The sequence below is a fragment of the Pseudoalteromonas sp. BSi20652 genome (assembly GCF_000239855.1).
In the GTDB taxonomy this organism is placed as follows: Bacteria; Pseudomonadota; Gammaproteobacteria; order Enterobacterales; family Alteromonadaceae; genus Pseudoalteromonas.
The window spans coordinates 1-26,131 of record NZ_BADT01000018.1 but is presented as its reverse complement, the minus strand read 5'-3'; the positions used below and the strand labels follow the sequence as shown (position 1 = coordinate 26,131).

The following is a 26,131-nucleotide window of genomic DNA, read 5'->3' as shown; positions in this document are numbered from 1 at the left end:
AATAACTTGAGGTAATTAAAACCTACTAACCGTATAGCTAACATAAACTAAAGCTGTCGATATTGTTCTTACAAATATATAAACTTTGATCTAACGCAATATTTAATCAGAAATAATAAAAATAGGATTGTATTAAGAAGATCGTAAGAAGGTGGGCTGTTCGCGAAGGAGCTTAAAGGCTATACACTGGGCTGAAATAGTCAATAACTCAGCCCAGTGTATTTTTAGCTATAACCTCATAGGCATAGCTATTGTTTTATTACTTTACAGTAAATTTTACGTCTTGGTCACGCAACAAGTAAAGTGCAAAACACGCAGCCCACATAGGCCATGCTGTGAAAAACAATAAGTTATTAAAACCATCAATATATTGATTGTAAGAAGAAAGCGTAGATAGGCCATGCGTTACAAAAATAATACCGTAAGTGATGCGCTTTTTAATACCTGCTAAAAAAGCCAGTACTAAAACAAGCTGAAAAGCACCAATGACATAAGCAACCATATCAGATGATCCACTAATGCCGTAAAAATGTTCAAAAATACGCGCGCTATGACCCGGGTTTACAAATTTATCGAACGTCCACATAACCATCACGATAAAAACACCTAAGCGAAGCGATAAAAGAGACCACTGCAGACGATTTTGCACATCTGAACTCATTGAATTTGTCATAAAACTTCCTTTAAAAAATATATTAATAAACCTTGAAGTTATGAAGACCGTATAAAACATTTTTTATTTCAAAAAAGTTTAACTTTTTTCAATTAAAACTACATTCTGATAATTAAAACACCACCGTCTGCGGTTTTGTAAATACTTTTAAAGAGACTGATATGTATGAAATGGCGTGTACTTAAAAGTAGTCTATAATTAAAAATCTTATTAAAAGCAGACATTTATGTTTAATGTAATATAATTCAGCTATTATTTCTGATTAACCAGTAAAACCATAATAATTAATAACCAATCTTAAAATACGTCATTGTTTATGTTCTAAAAAATAAAAGAATTAAAGTTAACTGAAAGTTATTTTTATACCTTTCGGTCTTTATCGCCGTCAATACATAATTATAGAGAGAAAACGTTTGAAACACGCATATTTAGCACTTTCCTTAGCCACTATATTAAATACACCACTTTATGCTTTTGCAGCCGAAGAATCAAAAACAACAAAAGAAGGCGCAATAGAGCGCATTGAAGTGGCTGGCCAAGTTATTAAATCTCAAGGTCTTTCGGTTAAAAATGCCACTGTAGACGGTCCTTTTGGCGACAACTTAGCCCTACAAGATATAGCCCGCTCAGTAACACCAATTTCAAGCGAGTTAATAGAGCAGCTAAATATTACGACTTTACAAGACGTGCTCGCAGTAAGCCCTAATACGTATTCAGCCAGTGGTTTTGGCGCACCAAGCTTACCGACTATTCGTGGGCAATTAGGTGAACTTTTCCAAGATGGTACACGCCGCCAAGCGGGTAATAATGGCTTTGGTGTGCCGTTATCATTTAACTCTATAGAACAGATAGATGTAGTAAAAGGCGCACCACCGGTATTATTTGGCTCAAGCCAACGAAACGGTGGTTTTGTAAACTTACATTCTAAAAAAGCATCAACTGACGAAAGTAAAGGCAAAGCAACGGTATCTGCAGGTCGATGGGATCAGTACAGTGTTTTAGTAGATTACAGTACACCTATAGTAAAAGACAAAGTAGGTTTTAGAGTAAGCGCTGAACATATTGATAACGGCAGTTACTACGACTTTTCGGGCACGAAAAGCGACAGCTTATTTGCATCATTACGTGTATTACCCGATGACAAAAGCAGCTGGGATATTAACTTTGAGTTATACCAAGTTGAATTTACCGATAACGCAGGCATTAACCGCCCTACTCAAGCGCTCATAGATCACGGCCTTTATATTACCGGTCAAGGCGTGCAAGCAAACGGCAGCACGGTACCTGCAGCAGGTTCAATAATCTCTCCTACTGGACAAGTTAAAATAGACCGCAGTACAGTGCTTACCGACCCTGACAATCAAAACGAAGCCACTACTTATTTACTACACAGTATTTATAAGCGTGAACTTTCAAACAATGCATCAATAAAAAACATTACGTATTTTCAACATTTACAACGTGAAGAAATTGCGCAAAATAGCTTTGTTGAAATTATAGACGGAGCCGACACAGCGCAAAACCGTACCGAGCTTACCTACCAATGGAGTAACGATCAGCAAACAATTTTTGCATTTGATGTACGTTATAACCGCGTATTAGGCTACAGCCAATTTACAACAGAAGCCGATCTACCTATTGATTTAACCGGCCCACTTTCAAATCGCCGTATTCCTTTAACCGATGCACAACAAGCACGTTTAATTGAAATTAGCCCAGGTGTATTTGTATCTCCTGGTGGTCAATACGATATTAATAACGATGGCAGTGGCGACTTTAACTTATCAGACACGACCGATTCGCGCTCATGGCAAACAGGTTTTGCTATTCAGCAAGATTCAGATTGGACAAGTAAATTTCATACAAGTGTTGGCTACCGCATTGATTTTTATGACGTAGACGCACACGATCCAATAGCACCTGAAGGTGAAATTGCAGCTCGTGATAGCATTAACGATAAGCTACACTCTGGGCAGGTTAGTTTTAATTACCGATTAAACGCTGATTACACTACTTATGGTGCAGCAAGCTACAACGAAGCCACATCAAACAGCATGGCTGGCGGCACATCTTTAGGTGGCGACAATACGATTAGCGCCCAAAACTTTTCAACCGAAAATACCTTAGTTGAATTTGGTTTAAAATACGCGCCAACAGACAGCGATTGGTACGCTGATGGTGCCGTGTTTAGCCAACGCCGTAGTTTACGTAATCGCGATGGTAGTAATACCGGCATTCGTACTACCGGTTTTGAAAGCCAAGTATTTTATGATGCTTACCCTTATTGGTTGAGTGCCGGCTACAGCTATATCGACGCTCGCTACGATAATTCTGCAAGTAGTCAAGATTCAGCACAAGTCGCTGATGCATTTGACAACTCACGTCCAGATATTATTGCAGGTACGAGTGTTGGCGCACCTAGTTTTACCGCTTTTGCACCTTCAAACACCCGTGTACAGGGCATTCCTGAGCAATCGTTCAGCTTTAATGGAAATTATTCAATTAATTCGAAATGGCAAACGGGTTTTTCAGGTCTATATACAAAGAGTTACCCATTAGACTTTTTGGCGACGGTAAAGATTCGTGATCAGTACACATTAAACGTAAATACTAGCTATGCTTTTACGCCTAGTACCAAGTTACGATTAGATGTGAACAACGTAACGAATCAAAAAAACTGGCGCCCAGTATTTGAAGGCGGTTACTTTGGTGCAACGTTGGCTTTTCCTGAGTTGCCAATTAACGCCAAGCTAACGCTTACACATAATTTTTAAAGACTAGGGTCTATTGAACTTTTAAGATTGAATTTGCAGTAGTCTGTTTGGTATTTAAACAAGGCAGAACCTATGTGGTGTGGTTACTCCCCATAAATAGGCGATAACCTAGGATTAATGCCAAACAGGTCTGCCCAAAGGGCTATATCTAGATGCAATTAACTCTTTGTTGCCTAAATGGATGTAGGTAAGGGGCGTGAGCAGGACGCGGAAGCTTTGCTCGGTTTTGACTTATTCCACTAGGTTACAACCTCGCGCCGCGATTAAATTGCATCTAGATTGAACAAATTTCAATCCGCAAAGGTCAACAGACCCTAATTAAGAGAGAGAACATGATTAAAAAAATATTTTTATTATTGATTGCAGCGGCCGCCGTCGGCCTGTTCTTTCATTTTGACTTACACCAACTACTTACGCTTGATGGCTTAAAGGGGTCGATGGATCAGTTTAATCAATATAAAGAGCAATCACCTTTACTCGTTATTGGTGGATTCTTTTTACTGTACGTAGTAGTAACAGCTCTCTCTTTACCAGGCGCCGCTATTTTAACACTTGCAGCAGGTGCATTATTTGGCTTAGTTGAAGGCTTATTAGTTGCATCTTTTGCATCAACCATTGGCGCAACACTTGCCTTTTTAGTATCGCGTTACTTACTACGTGACACTATTAAACAACGTTTTCCTGAGCGCTTAGCCGCAATTGATGCAGGCGTTGAAAAAGAAGGTGGATTTTACTTATTTACTCTTCGTTTAGTGCCGGTTTTTCCGTTCTTTTTAATCAACTTACTAATGGGTGTTACTTCAATAAAGTCATGGACTTATTACTGGGTAAGCCAGCTAGGTATGTTAGCCGGTACATTTGTATTTGTTAATGCAGGTACGCAACTGGCGCAAATAGAGAGCTTATCTGGAATTTTATCGCTGGACTTAATCTTATCATTCGCTTTATTGGGTATATTCCCATTCATTGCTAAAGGAATCTTGAACGTGTTTAAAAAACGTCGCGTATACAAAAACTACACTAAGCCTAAAAAATTCGACCGTAACATGATTGTTATTGGCGCAGGCGCAGGTGGTTTGGTAACAAGTTATATAGCCGCTGCTGTTAAAGCAAAAGTAACCCTTATTGAAGCGGGCGAAATGGGCGGAGACTGTTTAAACTACGGTTGTGTTCCAAGTAAAGCAGTCATTAAAAGCGCTAAAATTGCAGAGCAAATTCGCCACGGTGAAAACTACGGCCTAGAAAACGCAACACCGCAGTTTTCGTTCAAAAAAGTAATGGCACGTGTTCATAAAGTTATTGCCGATGTAGCACCGCACGACAGTGTTGAGCGTTATACAAATTTAGGCGTAGATGTTGTAAAAGGCTACGGTAAATTAATCGACCCGTGGACTGTAGAAATTAAACTTAACGACGGTGGCACGCAAACACTCACCGCTCGTACTATTGTGATTGCCACTGGCGCACGCCCGTTTGTACCACCACTACCTGGTATTGAAGAAACAGGCTATGTAACAAGCGATACATTGTGGAACAAATTTGCAGAGTTAGACGAAGCACCTAAAAAACTTGTAGTACTTGGCGGTGGCCCAATTGGTAGCGAATTAGCACAAAGCTTTGCACGTTTAGGTTCAAGTGTTACGCAAATTGAAATGAGCGAACGCATCATGATCAAAGAAGATCTTGAAGTGTCTACTTTTGCTCACGAAGCGTTAACCGAAAGTGGCGTTAATATTTTAACATCGCACCAAGCACTTCGCTGTGAAACGCGCGATGGTAAAAAATATATTGTTGTTAAACATGACGACAAAGAAATAGATATTGAATACGACGAGCTACTATGTGCCGTTGGTAGAAGTGCGCGCCTTAAAGGTTACGGTCTTGAAGAGCTAGGCATAGAAACTAACCGTACAGTAGTAACTAACGAATACTTAGAAACGCTCTACCCAAATATTTTTGCAGCGGGTGATATTGTAGGTCCATACCAGTTTACGCATGTGGCAGCCCATCAGGGTTGGTACGCAGCGGTAAATGGCTTATTTGGTCACCTTAAAAAGTTTAAAGTAGATTACCGTGTTATTCCGTGGACTACGTTTATTGACCCAGAAGTTGCGCGTGTTGGTTTAAACGAGCAAGATGCAAAAGACAAAGGCATAGATTACGAAATTACTCGCTTTGAATTTGAAGAGCTAGACCGTGCAATTACCGACAGCGCTACAAAAGGCTTTATTAAAGTGATTACACCCAAAGGCAAAGACAAAATACTCGGTGTTACCGTAGTATCTGAACACGCTGGCGATTTAATTGCTGAGTTTGTACTGGCAATGAAACACGGCTTAGGTCTTAACAAAATACTCGGTACTATACACAGCTACCCTACTTGGGCTGAAGGTAACAAATACGCAGCAGGTGAGTGGAAACGTGCTCATGCACCTGAAAAAGTGCTTAATTTGCTTGAAAAATACCACACTTGGCGTCGAGGTTAATTATGTTTAAAACACCTCTAAAAGCATTACTACTTGGTTCGGCTTTAGTTGTAACATCGTTTGTAACGTCAGTCTCGGCCCAAGCCCAAAACATGCACGATAGCTGGAATACATTGTTAAATAAGCATGTTGTCGCTATTAACCATAATCACAGCACAGAGGTTGATTACGCTGCCATAAAACGTGAGCATGCACAGCTAAAAACGTATTTAGATTCGTTAACGGCTGTAACGCAAAGCGAATTTGACGCATGGGAAAAGCCTAAGCAACTCGCTTTTTTAATCAATGCTTATAATGCGTGGACTGTTGAACTTATATTGACTAAGTACCCTGATATTAAGTCAATTAAAGACTTAGGGAGCTTTTTTAGCTCACCATGGAGTAAAGAGTTTGTGCCATTACTTGGCAAAACTCGCAGCCTTGATGATATAGAGCATGGTTTAATACGTGGCAGCGGTAAATACAACGACCCACGTATTCACTTTGCAGTAAATTGCGCAAGTATTGGTTGCCCAGCGCTTCGAGAAGAAGCGTATACAGCCACTGATTTAGAGAGCCAACTGCAAGAGCAAACAGTGCGCTTTTTATCAGATATGACACGCAATATGGCTCAAGAAAATACGCTAAGCGTGTCTTCAATATTTAAATGGTACGGCGATGACTTTGAAAAAGGTTTTAGAGGTGCAAACACGCTACAGCAGTTTTTCCTGCAATACAGCGACGCACTTAAACTAATACCCGCTCAGCAAAAAGCACTTAAAAATGATGACATGAAAGTTAAATTTTTAGACTACAACTGGGATTTAAATGTTCGCCATTAAGTTTTGGCAAACACAGGCGCGATACAGCTTTTGCTGTGTCGCGTTTTGCGTTTGTACAATCGCAAATTTAGCTGTTTTTTCGAGCACTGCGTTTGCTAATCCCGTTATTAGCTCAAATAGTAAAAGTAATTTAGTAATAAACACACAACAACAATCTCGCTGGCAGCAAGTTCAAGCTCTTGGTAGCAATCAAGATGTATACTTTTATGCATGGGGCGGCGACGCGCAAATAAATGCTTATATTCAATGGGCAGCGCAGCAAGTTAAAACTAAGTACAACATTAACTTAGTCCATGTAAAATTAAGCGATACCAGCGAAGCCGTAAGCCGTGTACTTGCCGAAAAATCAGCAAACAATAACAACCAAGGCAGCGTAGATTTAATGTGGATCAACGGAGCTAACTTTGCCACCATGAGTGAGCACTCTCTGCTTTTAAAGCAATGGGCAAATAAACTCCCCTACTTTGCATTAACCGATCCGGCTAATAACCCTGCTGTAACCTTTGATTTTGGTTTACCTACCAATGGGATGGAGGCTCCATGGGGGCAAGCGTCACTTACGTTTTATTACGACAGCATTGCAATAAATGGTAATGCAAACAATAAATTGCCGACGACATTAAACGAATTGTTAAACTGGAGCGCACAAAACCCTGGTCGCTTTAGTTACCCAAAGCCGCCTGACTTTTTAGGTATGAGCTTTTTAAAATACGCCTTAGTTGTACTGCATCAGCAAAGCAGCGAAAATATTAAAGCGCAGCTAAACCAATCAGCTACAACTAAAAACACAGCGCTAGTGTTAAGCCCACTGTGGGACTTTTTAGATAAACTACACCCAACACTTTGGCGTGGTGGCACTTATTTTATGCAAAGTGGTGCTCAAATGCGCCGCCTTGTGGACGATACAGAGTTGAGTTTAGCCTTTACTTTTTCAGCACCTGAAGTACCAGCGGCTGTAAAACGCTATGATTTACCAAACAGCATTCGCAGTTACGCAATGAGTGATGGCAGTTTAAGTAATACCCATTTTGTGGCAATCCCTTACAATGCAAGCCACCAGCAAAGTGCGCAATTAGTGGCTAATTTTTTACTCAGCCCTGAAGCGCAAGCTCAAAAGCAAAAAGCGCATATATGGGGCGATAAAAGCGTACTTATTCAATCAACGTTAACGCCTGATCAACAAGCCTTATTTAAAACAGCTAAACCGCATCCAAGTGCACTGCCTTTAAACGGTATTAAACGCACATTGAGTGAATCTCATCCAAGCTGGGTAAATGCCATTATGCAAGGTTGGCAAACCCGTTATGGAGTAAGCCAATGAGCGTTATTTCTAAAAGTGTACCAGTAAATACCAAAGCAACAACGCAGTGCAGCACCGATATGTTTACGCGCATTGTAAAATTTAGCCCGCGATTTTTACTCGCTTTACTTATACTACCCGTACTTGGTGGCTTAATTAGCGTCTTGCTGCCTGCCTTTGGTTATGCGCCCGTACTTGAGCAAACTACATTTAGCTTGCAAGGTTTTAATGCCCTTTGGCAAACACCTGGCCTTACTCAAATGGTTACCTTAAGCGTTGCAACGGGCTTAATAAGTACTTTGCTTGCATTTATCATTACCTTAATGATTTTAGCTGCGTTTTTTAATAGCCCGTGGCTTAACCGAATTCAGCGTTTATTGAGCCCTATATTAGTGATACCTCATGCCGCAGCGGCTATTGCGGTGGGGTTTTTAATTGCCCCTTCAGGTATGATTTCGCGCTTAATATCACCTTGGTTGAGCGGTTGGGATCTTGCACCAAACGGCATGTTTCCGCATGATTCGTTCGGTATTAGTATAATTTTAGGCTTAACACTTAAAGAACTTCCTTTCTTGTTATTAATGGCACTGGGCGTATTGGCGCAACCTGAGCTTGGCAAAAAGTTACGCCAACAACACAAAGTCGCGCTTAATTTGGGTTACTGCCCAATGACTGCTTTTTTTAAAGTAATACTCCCAAGCCTTTATCCGCTACTGCGCTTGCCGCTTTTAGCAGTGCTTGCCTATGCAAGCGCAAGTGTAGAAATGCCTCTTATATTAGGCCCAAATACACCACCCACGTTAGCCGTTGCAATAATGCATTGGTTTAACGATGTTGATTTAAATCTGCGTATTAAAGCCTCAGCAGGTGCTTTATTACAACTGGCTGTTACAGGCGGGTTATTAGCCCTTTGGCTTGGCGCAGAAAAGGCCGTAAAAGTGCTATTTAGCGACTCTCTCACTAATGGAGTGCGCGAATACGGCGGATTTTATTGGCAAAAAATAACGGTCGTACTCACCACATTAGTAATTAGCTTTATACTGTTGTCACTTATTGGTTTAGTTATGTGGTCGGTTGCAGGTTTTTGGCGTTTTCCAGATGCAATGCCTGAGCAATTTACGCTACTGCATTTTAAAAGTGCGCTAATGCAAATGGGCAGCCCGCTTTTTAATACGCTAGCAATCGGTTTAGTAACCACACTATTTGCCATTATTCTTACTTTATTGTGTTTAGAATCAGAGCAGTTAAGTGACAAACCTATTTCTCGTTTTACCAGTTTAATTATTTACTTACCGTTATTAGTACCCAGTATTGCCTTTTTGTTTGGGCTAGTATGGATACAACAGTTGGTAAATAACCAAGCTGCATTTTTTAATGTAGTACTTACGCATTTACTGTTTGTGTTGCCTTATGTGTTTTTGTCACTTGCGAGCAGTTATAGGCGCTTAGATCCTCGTTTTTCTCATGTTGCAGCAAGCCTAGGCGCAGCACCATGCAAGGTGTTTTTTAAAGTAAAACTACCTCAGTTGTTTGCCCCTATTTTAATTGCAGCCGCACTGGGCTTAGCTATTAGTTTTGGACAATACCTCCCCACGCTTTTAGCTGGCGGCGGGCGCATAGCCACAATAACAACCGAAGCCGTTACGCTTGCCAATGGCGCAAGCAGACGCACCAGTGCCGTGTACGCTATTATGCAAATGGCGTTGCCGCTTATTGGATTTATACTGGCATGGGGTTTACCTAAATATTTTTCAAAAGTGCACGTGTTTAAACATGCACATATTTAAAGCACCCATGTTTAACACTATCAGGGTTAAGGTTTTTTAATGCAGTCATCGTTACAGATTAAAAATTGTCAGCTTTATCGCCAAAATGAGCTGTTACTTAGCTTAAACGAGCAAGTTAATGGCGGTGAAATTCTGACTATTATGGGCCCATCAGGCAGTGGTAAATCAAGCTTATTAAATTGGCTTACGGGTACTTTACCAAGTAGCTTTAAGGCCAATGGTGAAGTGTGGCTTAATGGTCAAAATATCGATAACACCCCTCCACACTTGCGCCATATTGGAGTGCTTTATCAAGACGCTTTATTGTTTTCGCATTTAACTGTTGCTGGTAACATTGCCTTTGCAATGCCCAAAGGTAATAAAAAACAACGCCTTGAAAAAATAGAACACGCCCTTGAGCAAGTCGGTCTTAAAGATATGGGTAATCGTCACCCCGATAACTTATCGGGCGGGCAGCAAGCCCGTGTTGCATTATTACGTATGCTGCTGAGCGAACCTAAAGCCATTTTACTCGACGAACCCTTTAGCAAACTCGACACCCAACTGCGTGTTGATACACGCGAACTCGTGTTTAGCCAAATACGCGATCATAAGCTACCTGCAATTATGGTTACTCATGACCATAGCGATGCCGACGCTGCAAATGGCAAACTCATTACTTTAAGTAGCGCACTTTAATACATAGCTTTAATACGCATAAGGCAAAAAACATGCTAGACAAATTTATCACCCCTGTAATTAAGCCACTTTTAACACCTGTGGTTATGATTATGCATAAACGCGGCATAACCGCCGATCAGCTCACCGTGGTAGGCTTTTTAGTTGGCTTATTAGCCGTGCCATTACTGGCGTTTGAAATGTGGTACGGCGCATTAGTTGCCATTGCTTTAAATCGAATTTTAGATGGACTTGATGGCGCATTAGCACGCTATGCAAACCAAAGTTCAAGCGCGGGTGGATTTTTAGATATCACACTCGACTTTTTATTTTACGCGGCTATTCCGCTTGGCTTTATTTTGGCAACCCCTGAGCAAAACGCGATAGCGGGCTCGATATTACTTGCTACTTTTATTGGCACAGGCTCCAGCTTTTTAGCTTTTGCGATTGCCGCCGAAAAATTTAAACTCGAAAAACCGCAGTTTAAATACAAAAGCTTTTACTACTTAAATGGCTTAACCGAAGGCACTGAAACAATAGCGCTATTTATTGCATTTTGTATTTGGCCGCAGCACTTTGCGGTTATGGCGAGCATTTTTGCTATTGCGTGTGGCATAACCATTTTTACCCGTATACATGGCGGTTATCACACGCTTAAGCAACAAGAAGCGGATGCTAACAAAGCAGCTGAAGACTCGCTTAGCAGTGCAAATTCTGAGGTAATAAATGAATAATGAAATATGGTGGCGACTCGGCTGCTTTTTTAGCATTTTAATTATAATGATGCTGCTTGAATGGCAAAAACCAGCACGACAATCACCCATTAAAAGCAGCACACGCTGGTTTGCTAACTTTGGGTTAGTGTTTGCATCATCAGTTATTGCGCGCTTAGTGGTCCCTATTGGGTTAACCGCTGTAGCACTTTACAACCAAGAGCACGGCATTGGCTTATTTAATCAAATAGCCCTACCAAGCAGTTTAATTATTATATTGAGCATACTTTTACTCGATATATTAATTTATTGGCAGCATAGATTATTTCATCAGGTACCTATTTTATGGCGCTTGCACCGCGTACATCATGCCGATGCCCATGTAGACACCAGCACAGGTCTTCGATTTCACCCTATCGAAATTGTGCTGAGTATACTTATAAAACTCATTGCAGTAACTGCTCTTGGCGTACCTGCTATTGCGGTACTTATTTTTGAAATAGCACTTAATGGCTTAGCATTATTTAACCATGCAAATATACGCTTACCTAATGCCATTGAAAAACCACTGCGTTTAATATTAATGACGCAAATATTGCATCGAATTCACCATAGCCAAGTGGTTAGCGAAACTAACTCAAACTATGGTTTTAGTGTAATTTGGTGGGATAAACTATTTGGTAGCTACAAAGATAAAGCAAAAAAAACCGACGCAGATATAAATATTGGCTTAAAAGAATACCCCAACCAAAAGCAAAATGCATCGCTTTGGGGATTACTTTCAATGCCTTTTAAAAACAAGTAAAAACAAATATATTTCGTCCCATACAATACCAATCGACTTAAAATTGCTGTTATGTAGATTGGTATAAACAAAATACTCTTTAAATACTATAAATATATCTGTACTAATCTTTTAATTGTTAAGTCCTTTTCTACTTTTTGTTGTAAAGAAGTATTCTAATCTAGCTCTTATTAAAAAACATAAATAGTATAACCCTCTATTTTAAATGATAATTTACACACCCATCCAAATTGGTAAACTGGTCTTACCGTAAACTAATTGTAAATAAAATACACAAATATGTTGACCATTTGCGTACTCCACAATATCATTTGTAAGCGCTTACAAAACACAATCTAAAATGTAAGCGCTTACAGCATGAAAAACAAAGCTCAAAAAAACAATTAATCTGACAATAATCTGTTGAAACCGGGGTTCAGTTATGAACATTGAAACAACGCACATTACACGTTTACTTGCCGCTATCTCTTTAGTTACGTTAGCTGGCTGTGGTGGCGACTCTGCCACTAAATCAAATTTTAAAAATGTAGATGCCTCTGAGCCAGTATCAGATTGGCAAATGGTTTGGAGCGACGAGTTTGAAGGCTCAGCCATTGATACAAATAAATGGAACTATGAATTAAACTGCAATGGCGGTGGTAACAACGAGAAACAGTGTTACACCGACAGCGAGCAAAATGCATTTATTGCAGACGGTGTGTTAAACATTGTTGCCCTACCCGCTGAAGAAGGTGCAGAAAAACCGTACACTTCAGCACGTTTAAATACGCGCTACAACGCTGACTTTACATATGGTCGCTTTGAAGTGCGCGCTAAGCTTCCATCAGGACAAGGTAGCTGGCCAGCATTTTGGATGCTGCCAACTGATGAAGTTTACGGCACTTGGCCTCGTTCTGGTGAAATAGATGTTTTAGAATCAGTAAACCTTAAAACACCAGATGAAGACGGCGGAATAGAGTCGAGTATTCACGGCACACTTCATTACGGACGTGCGTGGCCAGATAACAGCTCTACTGGACAAGAATATAAATTCCCTGAAAATACTAATCCGGCAGATGATTTCCACACGTATGCTGTTGAATGGCAAGAAGGTGAAATTCGCTGGTACGTTGACGGTTATCTTTATGCAACTCAGCGTCAATCTGAAGTTCGTACTAATGCAAGTGGCGAGGCTGTAGGCCTAAAACATCGCGGTTAGTTTGCAGAATACTTTGAACAAGGTTCTGGCGAACTTACAACACATTGGGATAGCGCGCCATTTGATAAAGACTTTCACTTATTGCTAAACCTAGCAGTAGGCGGCGACTGGCCTGAAAACGTAAATGATTTAGGTATAGATGCTAGCGCATTTGAAAACGGCCAAACCTTTGCTATTGATTACGTACGTGTTTATCAATGTGCATCAAACCCTGAAACAGGTAAAGGCTGTGAAACTATTCGCCCTGGTTACAATAGCTTAGACGATGCATTACTTGAAGGTGATGCACCTATTCCTAGCCCACCTTCTACGGGCATTGCAACACCACTAACTATTTTTGGTGAATCATTTAACCCAAATTGGCCTGCATGGGATTGTTGTGGAGGTTCTACTCCCGCTATTGTTGCAGATGAAACCCTAGGTAATGTAGTTGAATTTGTAGTAGGTGCAGAGCCTACTGTAATGGGCTTCATTAGCCGTGAAATTTTTATTACTGACGAAGCAGGAAAAGCCAGCCCGTTTGATGCATCTCCAATGCTGGATGAAGGTTACGTTCGCTTTAAAATGAAAGTAACAAATGCACCAGGTACTGCTGATGCAGCTTGGCTTGTAAAACTTGAAAGTAATGAAGGTTCTAGCGCAGTAGAAATGCCGATTACAGATAGTATTGAAGGCGTAAGCCCTGTTGTTGGGCAATGGCAAACTTATACATTCTTACTAAAAGATTTAGATGCTGCAGGTTTAGATATTAGCGCCATTGATGTGATCATGGTTTTTCCAACATGGGGCGCAGGTGAAGGCGCTGTTTATTTAATCGACGATGTTGAGATCACTCAAGATAACTTAGGCGTATCACCTGAGCTTACTATTTTTGAAAATGAGCAAAATCTAGCATGGCCAATGTGGGATTGTTGTGGTGGTTCAACGCCTGTTGAAGCTATGGATGATGAAGAACATGGTTTAACCGCAGAGTTTAGCATTGGTGCAGAACCTACTGTAATGGGCTTTAACAGCCGCACTGATGCCAATGGCGCAGGTGAGTCATTTGATGCTAGCAGCATTTTAGACGAAGGTGTTATTCAGTTTGATTTAAAAGTAACGTCTGCACCGAGCGACCCAGCAACACCGTGGTTATTTAAAGTTGAATCAAATGGCGGCGACTCAGCAGTAGAGCTTGAACTAACGGCAAGTGTTGAAGGCGTAGCGCCAGTTACTGGCGAATGGCAAACATATACGTTTAAGCTCTCTGATCTTGCAGCTGCAGGCTTAGATGTTAGCACTATTGATGTACTGATGATTTTTCCAGCATGGGGTGCAGGTGAAGGTTCTGTTTACCGTGTAGATAACGTTAAAATTTATAATCCAAATGCAGCACCAGCTACAACGGGTGAGCTTACTGTATTTAAAGATGCAGCAGCCGAGCAATGGAGTATCTGGGATTGTTGTGGTGGCTCTACACCAACAACAGAAACCGATGATGACGCGCATGGCGCAGTAGCACAGTTTAGCATTGGTTCTACAGCGACAGTAATGGGCTTTATAGCCGATGAAGACGTATCGTTCGATGCCTCTGCAATACTTGAAAATGGTGTAGTTCAATTTGATATGAAAGTTGTATCAGCCCCTTCAGATATTGACGCACAATGGCTATTTAAAATTGAATCAATTGGTACATCGAGTGCCGTAGAGCTTGCTTTATCAAGCAGTGTTGAAGGCCAAGTACCTGTAACGGGCGAATGGCAAACATACACCTTCCCTCTTCAGCAATTATTTGATGCCGGCTTAGACATTAGCGCATTAAACGTAATTATGGTTTTTCCTAGCTGGGACATGGGCGATGGCGCACTTTACCGTATAGACAACGTGATTATTGCAAATCCATAAAACACACAGCAATAGGCGCTTAGCGCCTATTGCTACACAACAACATTTTATAAAGCAGAGCTATTATGAACACATTCAATTTTAAAAAGAGTCGACTTGCGGCTTCTGTGTCTCTCATCATTGCTGCGAGCACATTAAATACAGCTATCGCTGCAGAAGCAGAAGCAGACATATCAGCAAAGCCTGACGTAGAAATTATTGAAGTAAAAGGTATTCGTGGTTCACTTATTCGTTCTATGGATATGAAACGCGACTCTTCTGGCATTGTAGATGCCATTTCATCTGAAGAAATGGGTAAATTCCCAGACACTAACTTAGCGGAGTCATTACAGCGTATTACCGGTGTATCGGTAAGCCGTGCAAACGGTGAAGGTAGCCAGATTACAGTACGTGGTTTTGGTCCTGAGTTTAACTTAATTACCTTAAATGGTCGCCAAATGCCGGGCACAGGTTATACACGTTCGTATAACCTTGAAAACATCGCCTCTGAAGGCGTAAGTGCCCTTGAAGTATTTAAAACAGCTCGTGCAGACGTGCCAAGCGGTGGTTTAGGTGCAACAGTTAATATTTCTACTGCGCGCCCTTTTCAAAAGCCGGGTCAAAATTTTTCAGCAACCGTTAAAGCAAATCACGACTCGTCGAACGAAGCTGGCGATGACGTAACACCAGAGTTCTCTACTGTTTACAGCAATACCTTTGCAGATGACACTTTTGGTTTTGGTTTTTCATTTTCACACCAAGAGCGTGACTTTCAAAAACAAAGTGCCAATATCCAAGGCTGGCAGGCAAATGTAGACTTACCTGATTTAGATAGCAGCAACGTAGTTGATAACCGTACAAACCCTGCAGGTAACTACTACTTCCCTAAAGACATGAACTACTCTGTTGAAGATGTAGAACGTGAACGTACAAACGGACAAGTTACTTTTCAGTTTGCACCAGTAGATGGCTTTGTAGCAACACTTGATTACACAGCAAGTAAAGCTGTAACAGGTTCTCAGAGTATTGGTTGGGGTATTTGGAACGACTTTGGTAGCAATCTTAATGGCTACGAATTAGATGAAAATGGCACAGCTGTTTATGCTGATATTAGCGGTAATGATGCGTCATTCACAGCTAATAAAGGCACTTCAGAAGTAAAAGCGCGTTCTATTGGTTTAAACTTAGATTGGGAAATTAGCGACACGTGGCACGTAGAGCTTGATTACCACGACTCTAAAAACGAAACTGATAACGGCGCCGACAGTGGGCTGGGAAGTGCCGGTCAAGTAATTTTAGGTTCTGATCAGCTAGCTAATAAAATTTATGATTACCGTACGGGCGAAGTACCCAGTGCACAAGTTAATTGGTTAAATGGCACAAGTGAATTAACGCCTGGCGAAATTGATTCAAACTTTAGTCAGTTTATTCATTCACCTGGTGAATCAAACATTGAACAATTACAACTGCATACGACATGGTATAACGAAAGTTATGACATTGGTTTAGTTAAAGTTAAATTTGGCGCATCACGTACAGAACAAAACACCGGTGGTTACACCGCGTGGAGTGGTTTAGTAGGTGGTCCAGGCTTTAACCCATCGTATACAGAAATATTCCCAGATAGTATGTTTACCCGCAACGATACATCAGGCCTTTTAGATCAGTTTGATGGCGGCGGCAGCGACTTACAACCTGGTTACTACTATACCTATGACTTTGACGAAGCTGTTGCGCGCCAAATTGCTTATTTAACGGCTGATGTAACGGGTGGCGATGCATATACAGCTAATGCATACGCAGACGGAATAGATAGCGAGAGCTACGTAGAAGAAATCACTGATAGCTTTTATGTTCAATCAAGCTGGGAATTTGACGTAAGTAACTACTACGTAAAAGTAAATGCAGGCCTACGCTATGAGCAAACAGACGTAACCAGTACTGTGCGCCAACGCGTTGAAGATCAAGTTAATTGGATCAGCGCTTCAGAGTGGATCATGCAATACGCTGCTGGCGGCGATGATAACTTCTTAGAGCAACAAGGTGATTACGATGTTTTACTGCCTTCAATCGACGTAAGTGTTGATTTAACTGAAGACGTAGTAGCCCGCGTATCTTGGGGTAAAACAATGTCGCGTGCACCACTAGGTAATCTAGCCGGTGGTCGTAGTTTAACAGGCAGCCCAAAACCAGGTTCTCGTACAGGTGGCCAAGGTAATACAAACTTATTACCGTTTGAATCAACAAACCTTGATTTATCACTTGAGTATTACTACGCAGAAGGCAGCTACGCATCTGTTGGTTACTTTAAAAAAGATGTTGATAACTTTATTCAAACCACCATTACGCAAATCACTATTGATGGCTTACACGACATTTTAAACGGCCCTCGTTATTTACAAGCCGTAAGTGAAATTGAATCACGTGGCGAACAAGCAACAACCGATGCTATTTTTGCACAAATGATTGCCAGCGGTTACGGCAATGCAAATGGCGTTATTGAACCAAACAGCGACGATCCGCTAATTACATGGAATATTAGCCAGCCACAAAACACCGACAGTAAATCGGTAGATGGTTTTGAAGTTGCAGTTCAACATCTAATTGGTGAAACCGGTTTTGGTATTGGTGTTAACGCAACATTTGTAGATGGCGACGTAGAATTTGATAGCGAAAGCCTTGATCAACAAGCACCGCTTACAGGCTTAAGTGACTCAGCTAACTTCCAAGGCTTTTACGAAAAAGACGGCCTATCAGTTAAAATTACTTACGCATGGCGCGACTCATACCTAATTGGTGTAGGCCAAGCGCAAGGTTCAGCTGATGCGCCTCCGCAATATGCTAAAGCGTATGGCCAATGGGATATGAGCGTTAACTACGATGTAAACGAAAACGTAACGGTATTTTTTGATGGCATAAACTTAAACAATGCAACCGAAGAAGGTTACGGACGTTACGAAGAGCAGTTCTTATTTGCTAATCAATACGGTCCTCGTTACTCAATTGGTGCTCGTTACACGTTCTAAACTATTTCCTAGTTAGAAGATCAAGCCGCTTGTTATAACAAGCGGCTTTTTTATAGCGTTTTTATTTGCTCAAGCAACACATTAGTTGTCCAATCAATGCCGTTATACGCAACGTCCGGCTTGTAGTAAGCCCCTGCCCCTCGCGCTCTGTTTACGTATACTTTGTTAGGTACAATCACTTTGCCTAAGCCTGAAGGTAAATCAGCTAAACGCACCTCCATATACATAGAATCAGCACTACTTGGTGCACCAAATAACGTTGTATTTTCAAAAAGCTTAAACTTATCAAGTGCATCTAAACAAGCACTGGCGCACTGCGGCGGCACTATAACAAACACCTTAGTTTTAAAGTCACTAACTAAAGGCTTTTGTGGTATGTTATTTAGCGTATTAGTCTCTTGCTCTACATAAAATGGAGCACCACTTTTAAGTGATAAAGCCATACCCGCTGCTACATTTTTTACGATTTTCAGTAGTTCAGGCTGATCCTTTACGACCTCTAGTAAAGACTCTACAAAGTCAGTATTATCTTTTGAAGCTCTCCACCACACTTGCTCGTTTTGAGTAGTACCAGCTGTTTTTTGTTCTACTACTTTTTTGCCCCATAATTCTTTGGCTATTTGTGAGCTCCAGTAAGATGAGCCGCCTTGGTTATGGCGCAAATCTAATACCACGGCTTTTGCAGTAAGTAACTTGCTACGTTGCTGTTGTATTTTTTCAAACACTTTATTGTAGGCAGCAGTTTGTTTATCGGTTGATGAAAAGCTAGGCATAGCAATCCAACCAATGTTTTTTTCAGGCCACGTTAAATCAATGGGGAGTTCATCACCGTTATAAGCATTTTCTAAATGCTTGCTTGCTGACTTAGGCTTTACTGACCAATTTAATACGTGTGTATAGGTATCGCCATTGGCTTTAACAAATTCGCATGCTTTTAGGGGAGTTAAAAATGGATTGCCCTCGTCAATTAGTAACCGCCAACCTTGCTGCCACCAATGCCCAGGTTGTGCAACTTCACCATGAAACTCAAATATTCTCTTGCGCATTAAGGTATCAGTGCTTTGCCCATCACATTGGCTTACAACATCACCTTTACTAATATTGCTGGTTTCGCTGTAATACACTTTTAGCGCATCACCTCGCCATACAGCTCTAAAGCCCGGCCAGCGGCGCGTGGGTCTATCTACGCTTGAAAACGCACCAGCATGACCATCTTGTAACACAGTACTAAAACGTGCAATTGACGCAACATGAACCTGCGGCCCACTCGCTTGAGCCGAGAGTGCAAGCGCCTCTGCTTTTGCTTGTTTTAATAAATCAGGAAAAGTTGGGTTATTAACATCAAACATACCAGGGTGATTATGTGCAGTAATACTATAAGCCGCGTTAATATCGCGCTCTGTTATGCTGCGCCACTGCTCAGGTGTAGTAGGTAGCATGGGCTCTTGTGCAGCATTTATAATTGGTGATAGTAGTAAAGCGCAGAGCAATACATGATTGGTTATTTTTGTTTTTATAGTCATAAAAATCCATTTAATTATTAGCTTTTTAAATATAAGCTGACAATAGTACAAAGTTTACTTTTATTTATAATTAAGAACTAGTTAGCTAACTGAAGCGTTTTAAAAAAATTAGTCGAGTAACGTGTTTTCGCTAAAAATGAAGTACTACACACTAATCAGTAATAAATTATTTTTATTGTACATCTGATTTAGCGCGTGCAATATAATCTGAATACTCAGCAGAGATAGGCATAGCTTTAAAGGGGCTGACGTTTGCCCCGCCTGTGTTACCGCTGGGAATTAATCCAAACGCAGTTTTGGTAGCAGCTCCAACAATACGAAATATTTGTCCTAAAAGCTCACGTAAATCGTTTTGCTTAAACGCCCAGCAAAACATCAATATATGCACTTTAACATGAAAATAAGTAGATTCTTGACCGAGTACATGAGCATTTTCTAAATGCTCAAATGCCTCTATAAACTTGCCATTTTTATTAGCTAAATGAGCTAAATCTAATTCGGCATTTACATATGGTTTTATATTTTTAGTGAATTGACTAAACATACTTCTATCCTTGTAAGTGTATAACGAGTATTTAAAGCAACTCGTTTATAACCTATGTTTATGAATACTCAAACAATAACCGAGTTCCTATTTTGGTTCAATTGCTACTTTTGCTTTTTTAGTTTTGCGAGCTCTCTTGATTTAATCTTTAACACTTTAATTTTAGCGCCGTACCAATTAGCCATAGGTGCTGCTGCAATACCGTGTATTAAAGTACTCATCCATACAGCGTTAATCGCAACAATTAAAACCGAGTGACCGTACTGGCCTAAAATATCTTTAGAAATAATAAGTGCAAAAAGCGCTGTGGCAAGACCTCGAGGTCCAAAGAACCCCATAAACACTTTTGTTAATACTTTAGCTTTAGTGCCAATTAACGATAGGTAAATAGCAAGAGGTCGTACAATAAATATACTCACTAAAATATAACCAACAACAGGGAGGGTTAAATGCTCAATAGCTGAAGGAAGTAAGCCAAGTCCAATAATAACAAACGAAGTCCATATTAATATTTGCCCTTCACTTTCAGTAAATTGGTAAATAAATCGGCAATGCCCTTTTACAATATTACCAAAGGCTAAACCTGCAACAAACGCTGATATAAATCCATTTCCGCCCAGTAAACTTGCCATTAGGTATGATGTACCCGTTAATGCTAAAACACCAATGCCTTCATATATAGTCGATGATATTTTTTTTGACTCAGTATATAAAAATAAACGTCCGCTCAAGAACCCCATAAATGCGCCAACCAAAATACCTATAAATATTTGGCTAAATCCAAACACTAACCATGACATTTCATTTTCTTGAGAACCGGTTTCCATAGCAACTATACTGGCAAAAAATAAAATGATAGGTAATGCCAGTCCGTCATTTAAACCGCTCTCAACTGATAAACTTTGTCGCTCGTTTAAAGGTACGCTCTCATTGCTAACAACCGCTTGACCTAAAGCTGCATCAGTCGGTGCTAAAATTGCCGCAACTAGGGCTAGCATTGCCCAAGGCCACTGTGGAAAAAACAAATAAGCAAAGCCTGTACCAATCAAAATACTCAACGGCAAACCTATCAATAGCATTCTTAAAGGCCACGTATTTTGCCTTTTTAATCTACGTAGGTTTATTTGTGAAGCATCTAAAAATAATAATACAACTAGCGATATTTCTGCTATTAAATACACGGTTTCATGTGCGTCTCCAATACTAATAAGCCCAAGTTGAGAAACAGCAAAACCAATACCTAAAAATACCATTGGTGCGGTAATAATGGTTGTGGACAGCTTTTTTGCTAGCATAGAGTAAGCACTAACTGAAAAAAGAAGAATGAGTAATCCTATTTCCATTGGGAGATCCTATTAGGCGTGGCTTAGTATTTTTATTAGAAAATATCAGGGCTGGGGTTAGTTATATTAAATCAGCACAATTTATTGAGTTAATTTGTATTCGTTTACTTAATCTAAAATAATAACCGGCACCTAAATAACATTACCCTGCCGGTTACGTTTAACTTTTAATATGCAAAAGCTTATTTAGCTGCTGCACGTTTTGCGTCTAAACCAAGCAACTTATCAATAGATAAAAAGCCAGGTCCACGAGCAAAAATTACTAATAATGAAACAGCCCACCACGATGCAGGATTAATCCAATGATCGAGTGTTGGAAAAACTGCAAGCTGAATAAACAGTGTCATACCAATAAGGCCTAACGCTGCAAAGCGAGAAAACAAACCGATAATCAGTAATACTGGGAGTAACACTTCAACAACACCAGCAACCACAGCAAGCGTTTCAATTGCTTTTACAAGAAATGAGCCATCAACATAATCTAATGTTTTTGGATCACAAAGCTGCAAGGCTCCTTCTCTAACAGGATCAGGACAGAAAAATTCATATTTAAATAGGTCGTATTTATCAACATTAAATTGTAAAAAGCCATCCCATTTGCTCAACCCCGAGTCGAGGAATACTTTAGCGACCATAAAGCGAAGAGAAAACAGCGCTATGGGCTCTAAGAACCGCGATAACTGCTCTCCCATCTGCACGTACAGTTGTTGTATTTTTTTTACCATGCCCATATTTATTCCTACTCTTGTAATATGTACTAATTGATTTGGATTTCTAATAACTCATTTTGCAAGCATGCTGTAAAAGCTTCGCTCACTTCAAAGTTTTCATCTACTGTTACTGCTGCATCAAAAGCGTCACCCAACGACCTACCTGTACCTTGTAGAGCCTGCATAAGTTTAACTTCAGCAGAGCAAAGGGAACGGGCTTGCACCGCACCTTGCAAGCGCCATAACATAACAAAATCGTCTGTAGGGGATTTTGCTTGATCAACGCCGTAATTATTTGTTTTTAGTGAAATCCATTCAAAAAAAGCAGAACCATTCACACTAAGTAATTGTACGCTGGGGCTAAGCTTTACATTAAGCTCGGTAAGCTCAATACCTTGTTCCATTAGTTGAGTAATATGCTCTATAGTTAGGGCTTCAATTGAATCAGCGCTCATCAAACTCATTAGCCACGCGTAATCTAAATGCGCAATATCAACTAAGTTCATATATAAATCAGATGCACTTTGCTGATTTACAGTGACTTCAAAAATATGCTTATTTTCAAATTCACTATCTTTAATCAAGCGTGCAATAAAGTCTGGAAAACTTAATCCATATCCGACCAAAGTGCCCTGCTCTGGCGGAAAACGGTCAACATAAAGTCGTGCCATTTTTCGAAAGTTCTCACTACCCACTTTTTTTTCACACATAGGAAAGTTAGCTATTAATGCATCAACGCAGCCTTTATAAAACCCGTTTCGATATACAGCTAGTCTTTTAATATGTGATGGATTTTCGCAAAAATGCTTCATTGCACTCGGATCGCCCGTTCGTAAATAACGAGTAAAAGCATCAATATATTGATTGGTACTCATTAGCGAACCACTTCTTTGTGAGATATATTTAAGCGACTTTCTAACTCACTTTGATTCAAATAGCTTTGCGCAGTTTCTCGCTCGCTCATAAGCTCTGTAAACGATGGAATATTAGCATCTCGCTCAACAAGTACTGGTCGCTGACCAAATATCTCAATTGCTTGTGCTAACAAATCCCATACAGGCGTTGCCACCGGTGCTGCATGGCTGTCTATCAATAGTGACTGACCAAGAGCGGGGTCCGGATCGTGCCCTGCAATATGAATTTCTCCAACAAGCTCAGCCGGGATCTGCTTTAAATAATCAAGCGCATCAATACCCGTGTTTTTACTACTGATGTATAAGTTATTAATATCGATTAATAAGCCACAACCAGAGCGCTTAGCTGCCTCAACTAAAAACTGAGGTTCATCCATATCACTTATAAAATCTAAATAGTTACTTGGATTTTCAACTAAAATTGACCGACCTATGCCCGTCTGGTAACAATCAATCCCATTAATTAAAGACTCAAGTGCATCTTGGGTGCGAGGTAAAGGCATTAAGTCTGCAAAATATTTTCCGTCAGACTTAGACCACACTGCATGTTCAGATACCAGTGCTGGTTGAAATTCATCAATTAACGCTTTAACTCGTTTAGTATGAGCAAGCATGGATTTATGATCAGAACCTAGTGAACCACCCACACCATGAAAACTAATATCAAAATTTTCACGTACAGCTCTCAAATAATTTAACCGAGGTCCACCTGCTACAAAATAATTTTCTGTATGCACTTCAAACCAAAGATTATTATTTGTAACTAGCTGTTCTACTGGTAAAGCTAAAATGTCGTCAAGATGTTCTGGCTTTAAACTAAGACCTGCGCCTAATTGCTCCCCAGCAACAATGTACTGGGGAAAACCTGCTTTATTAACCTTCAAGCGAGCCTTTACCATTAGGAGTTACAACTGATTCACATACGCCTTTAGGTGCATATGTCCATGCGTTAGCTTGGAAGTCTGTCGTTGAAGTGCCTTCACAACTCGTTCCTGCACCTGCTTTACAATCATTTTCACCCGCTAAAGCAATACCAAAACATTTATCTTTACGACCGCGAACTTTATCACCAGCTACCCAGCCTTTAAATTGCTCTTGTACTTTTGCTGAAGCACCTTCTGCAACGGTTAACTGGCTGTTAGGACCAGCTACTGCGCCTGCACTTAATACTGCTGCTGATGCGCCAATTAATAAAGCCGTAGTTAAATTTACTTTTTTCATTTGTATGCTCCTGATTAAAATATTTTTTCTTGTTTTATCGTGGGTTGTTAACAAACATCCACATTTGCATAAACAAGTACAATAAGGATAAGTGGTATCACCGTTTTTTCAATTTAATAGACCCCAACTCGTTAAAAGAAATTTCAAATAATTAAATATAAATATAAAACACACTTGTAAAAAAATAGTAATCGCTGAAAACACAAAGGATTAACATGTGAATAAAATGATTTCCAATCTAAAAAAGAAAACGTAACAAACACTAAGTACAACAATACTTAATCCATTCATAGCTAACAATCAACCTTGTAGTGTGATCCTCGTAGTGTGATGATTGAAGTTTGTTAATCTTCATATCCTTTGGCAAATTGGCTAACCATTAAATGAACTTACGGATGCTAAATTAAAACAATTAATCAATAGCATAAAAAATAAATGTAAAATAAAGATTGCTAAATTGTAAATATAAAATAACATATTGGACAGTAAGGTTTTACACTAAAACCTTACCAATTTTAAAACCAATTAACTTATAGGTCTAAATGAACTTTTAAAAGGCTTACTATTTTTATATGGAAAAACACAATGCAACAAACGTATATAACACCAATAATTAAAGCTTCTGCTGTAACTATTGCTTTATTAAGCTTTTCACCAAGTAATGCGATAGCATCTTGTAACTACAGTGGTAATGCACCTAGTGGCTCTTACGCACCAGGAAACGTTTCAGGCAATCAGCGCACTGAAGTGCGAAAAGCAAAGTTACAGGTTGGTCCAAGTTCTACAACTTGCTATACACAAAGTACAATAAAAAATAGCAGTTCTAAAAATGATCACTTCTATACAACATCAGATGGTTCTGTTATCTACTTTTATGAATCAGGCGAGAGTAACAGATCAGAACTCCGTGAAGAACGCGAGTTTAAAATTAGCGAAAATACTTCATCAAGCCGCTATATCCGAATTAATTCAAAATTTGTTTCTAAATCATCAAACCTAGAAAAAGCGATCTTCGCGCAAGTACACGTAGATGAAAGCGGGCAAAAAGGTCCATTAGCTGCACTTAAGTGGGCAGCAGCAGGTGAACAAAAAGACGCTTATAACAAATCGCCTGAAGGAATTTACCTTTCACTTCGAAGAACCATGAACTGCTCCGGAACTGATTGTTTTACACATATTTATGTAGGTAATTATGACGAAACATTTAAAACTTATAGACTTGGTCTGTTCAATGGAAAACTAAGATTAAAAGTTAACAATTCTTATATTAACTTGCCTCGTATAGATATTTACGATGAGGACGGCGATGGAAATAGAACAGAAGTGAAAACAGGAAGCGCTATTGATTTAAGAAACAACTCAGACTGGAAAGATAAAAAACTATACCTTAAAACGGGTGTTTATATTAATTCAGCAGGAAACGCTAAAGTAGCGACAAAAAATTTAAAGTTCTATTAAATTTTAATAATTAACTAGCTCGTCATGTGTGACGAGCTTTATAGTTCACTTTACATAAATAAATCATTAATAATATTAAACTAAAAAAGAACGACCATGACAATAAACACAATAAAAACAATAAAATGGCAAAGCAAATCGGCGACATTAATTTTGATGGGCTTCGCATTTTTGTGTGGTTATTCTACAGCCTTACTCGATCTACTCGACTCACATAATGGGGACGTTGAGTCATTTGAAGTAAATAATGAACAGCAAATCAAGTATAGCTATAACGAAAAATTAGACATTCAAGTGATCGCTAAAAACAAGAGG

19 protein-coding genes and 1 pseudogene are annotated in these 26,131 nt (G+C 39.8%); 12 read left to right on the top strand and 8 right to left on the bottom strand.

All coding sequences use genetic code 11. The annotated features are described in order from the left end of the window. Window positions 1–259: 259 nt before the first annotated feature. Window positions 260–673 carry a hypothetical protein gene (locus P20652_RS15845; RefSeq protein ID WP_008165778.1) on the bottom strand — a complete coding sequence of 138 codons (414 nt, stop codon included), beginning with the start codon at window positions 671–673 and terminating at the stop codon, window positions 260–262. Window positions 674–1,086: 413 nt separating this feature from the next. On the opposite strand from P20652_RS15845, the gene P20652_RS15850 reads away from it, so the two are divergent. The 10 genes and pseudogenes from P20652_RS15850 to P20652_RS15890 all read left to right on the top strand — a co-directional run bounded on the left by P20652_RS15850 (window position 1,087) and on the right by P20652_RS15890 (window position 18,103). Beyond that, window positions 1,087–3,447 (top strand): TonB-dependent siderophore receptor, encoded by a 2,361-nt coding sequence (locus tag P20652_RS15850; RefSeq protein ID WP_008165776.1) that lies wholly within the window; start codon window positions 1,087–1,089, stop codon window positions 3,445–3,447. A 332-nt stretch (window positions 3,448–3,779) separates the two neighbouring features. Further along, window positions 3,780–5,933 carry an FAD-dependent oxidoreductase gene (locus P20652_RS15855; protein ID WP_008165774.1) on the top strand — a complete coding sequence of 718 codons (2,154 nt, stop codon included), beginning with the start codon at window positions 3,780–3,782 and terminating at the stop codon, window positions 5,931–5,933. A gap of 2 nt (window positions 5,934–5,935) precedes the next feature. Beyond that, a complete protein-coding gene (locus tag P20652_RS15860) occupies window positions 5,936–6,754 on the top strand; it encodes a DUF547 domain-containing protein (RefSeq protein ID WP_008165772.1) in 819 nt (272 codons plus the stop codon). Next, complete coding sequence (locus P20652_RS15865) at window positions 6,741–8,075, top strand: ABC transporter substrate-binding protein (protein ID WP_008165770.1); 1,335 nt, start codon at window positions 6,741–6,743, stop codon at window positions 8,073–8,075. The genes P20652_RS15860 and P20652_RS15865 overlap by 14 nt, the downstream gene beginning before the upstream one ends. Further along, window positions 8,072–9,841 carry an ABC transporter permease gene (locus P20652_RS15870; protein ID WP_008165769.1) on the top strand — a complete coding sequence of 590 codons (1,770 nt, stop codon included), beginning with the start codon at window positions 8,072–8,074 and terminating at the stop codon, window positions 9,839–9,841. Before P20652_RS15865 ends, P20652_RS15870 begins: the two co-directional genes overlap by 4 nt. A 39-nt stretch (window positions 9,842–9,880) precedes the next feature. Next, window positions 9,881–10,519: an ATP-binding cassette domain-containing protein gene (locus P20652_RS15875; protein WP_008165767.1), complete on the top strand. Its 639-nt coding sequence runs from the start codon at window positions 9,881–9,883 to the stop codon at window positions 10,517–10,519. Between the two features lie 32 nt (window positions 10,520–10,551). Continuing rightward, window positions 10,552–11,232, top strand: coding sequence for a CDP-alcohol phosphatidyltransferase family protein (locus P20652_RS15880; RefSeq protein ID WP_008165765.1), 681 nt, complete (start codon window positions 10,552–10,554; stop codon window positions 11,230–11,232). Continuing rightward, complete coding sequence (locus tag P20652_RS15885; protein ID WP_008165763.1) at window positions 11,225–12,016, top strand: sterol desaturase family protein; 792 nt, start codon at window positions 11,225–11,227, stop codon at window positions 12,014–12,016. The genes P20652_RS15880 and P20652_RS15885 overlap by 8 nt, the downstream gene beginning before the upstream one ends. A gap of 421 nt (window positions 12,017–12,437) precedes the next feature. Further along, a pseudogene (locus P20652_RS17230) lies at window positions 12,438–15,098 on the top strand (family 16 glycosylhydrolase). 65 nt (window positions 15,099–15,163) lie between these two features. Then, window positions 15,164–18,103 (top strand): TonB-dependent receptor, encoded by a 2,940-nt coding sequence (locus P20652_RS15890; RefSeq protein WP_008165758.1) that lies wholly within the window; start codon window positions 15,164–15,166, stop codon window positions 18,101–18,103. 50 nt (window positions 18,104–18,153) lie between these two features. Here P20652_RS15890 and P20652_RS15895 read toward each other — a convergent pair whose 3' ends face one another. The 7 genes from P20652_RS15895 to P20652_RS15925 form a co-directional block, all read right to left on the bottom strand. Next, entirely contained in the window at window positions 18,154–19,626 is a 1,473-nt protein-coding gene (locus P20652_RS15895) for a S41 family peptidase (protein ID WP_008165756.1), read from the bottom strand. A 172-nt stretch (window positions 19,627–19,798) separates the two neighbouring features. Beyond that, a complete protein-coding gene (locus P20652_RS15900; protein ID WP_008165755.1) occupies window positions 19,799–20,170 on the bottom strand; it encodes a DUF3703 domain-containing protein in 372 nt (123 codons plus the stop codon). 104 nt (window positions 20,171–20,274) lie between these two features. Then, window positions 20,275–21,513, bottom strand: coding sequence for a sodium:proton antiporter (locus P20652_RS15905; RefSeq protein ID WP_008165753.1), 1,239 nt, complete (start codon window positions 21,511–21,513; stop codon window positions 20,275–20,277). 182 nt (window positions 21,514–21,695) lie between these two features. After that, a complete protein-coding gene (locus P20652_RS15910; RefSeq protein WP_008165750.1) occupies window positions 21,696–22,244 on the bottom strand; it encodes a DoxX family protein in 549 nt (182 codons plus the stop codon). A gap of 26 nt (window positions 22,245–22,270) precedes the next feature. Beyond that, entirely contained in the window at window positions 22,271–23,098 is an 828-nt protein-coding gene (locus P20652_RS15915; RefSeq protein WP_008165748.1) for a DNA-binding domain-containing protein, read from the bottom strand. After that, the gene (locus tag P20652_RS15920) at window positions 23,098–24,021 is read right to left on the bottom strand and encodes a DUF692 domain-containing protein (RefSeq protein WP_008165745.1); all 924 of its coding nucleotides are present in this window, start codon (window positions 24,019–24,021) and stop codon (window positions 23,098–23,100) included. The genes P20652_RS15915 and P20652_RS15920 overlap by 1 nt, the downstream gene beginning before the upstream one ends. After that, window positions 24,011–24,358, bottom strand: coding sequence for a DUF2282 domain-containing protein (locus P20652_RS15925; protein WP_008165743.1), 348 nt, complete (start codon window positions 24,356–24,358; stop codon window positions 24,011–24,013). The genes P20652_RS15920 and P20652_RS15925 overlap by 11 nt, the downstream gene beginning before the upstream one ends. Before the next feature lie 585 nt (window positions 24,359–24,943). Between P20652_RS15925 and P20652_RS15930 the strand changes: the two genes are divergently transcribed. Beyond that, entirely contained in the window at window positions 24,944–25,816 is an 873-nt protein-coding gene (locus P20652_RS15930; protein WP_008165740.1) for a polysaccharide lyase family 7 protein, read from the top strand. Window positions 25,817–25,912: 96 nt separating this feature from the next. After that, a partial coding sequence (locus P20652_RS17225; RefSeq protein ID WP_033016952.1) for a hypothetical protein occupies window positions 25,913–26,131 on the top strand: 219 nt, incomplete at its 3' end.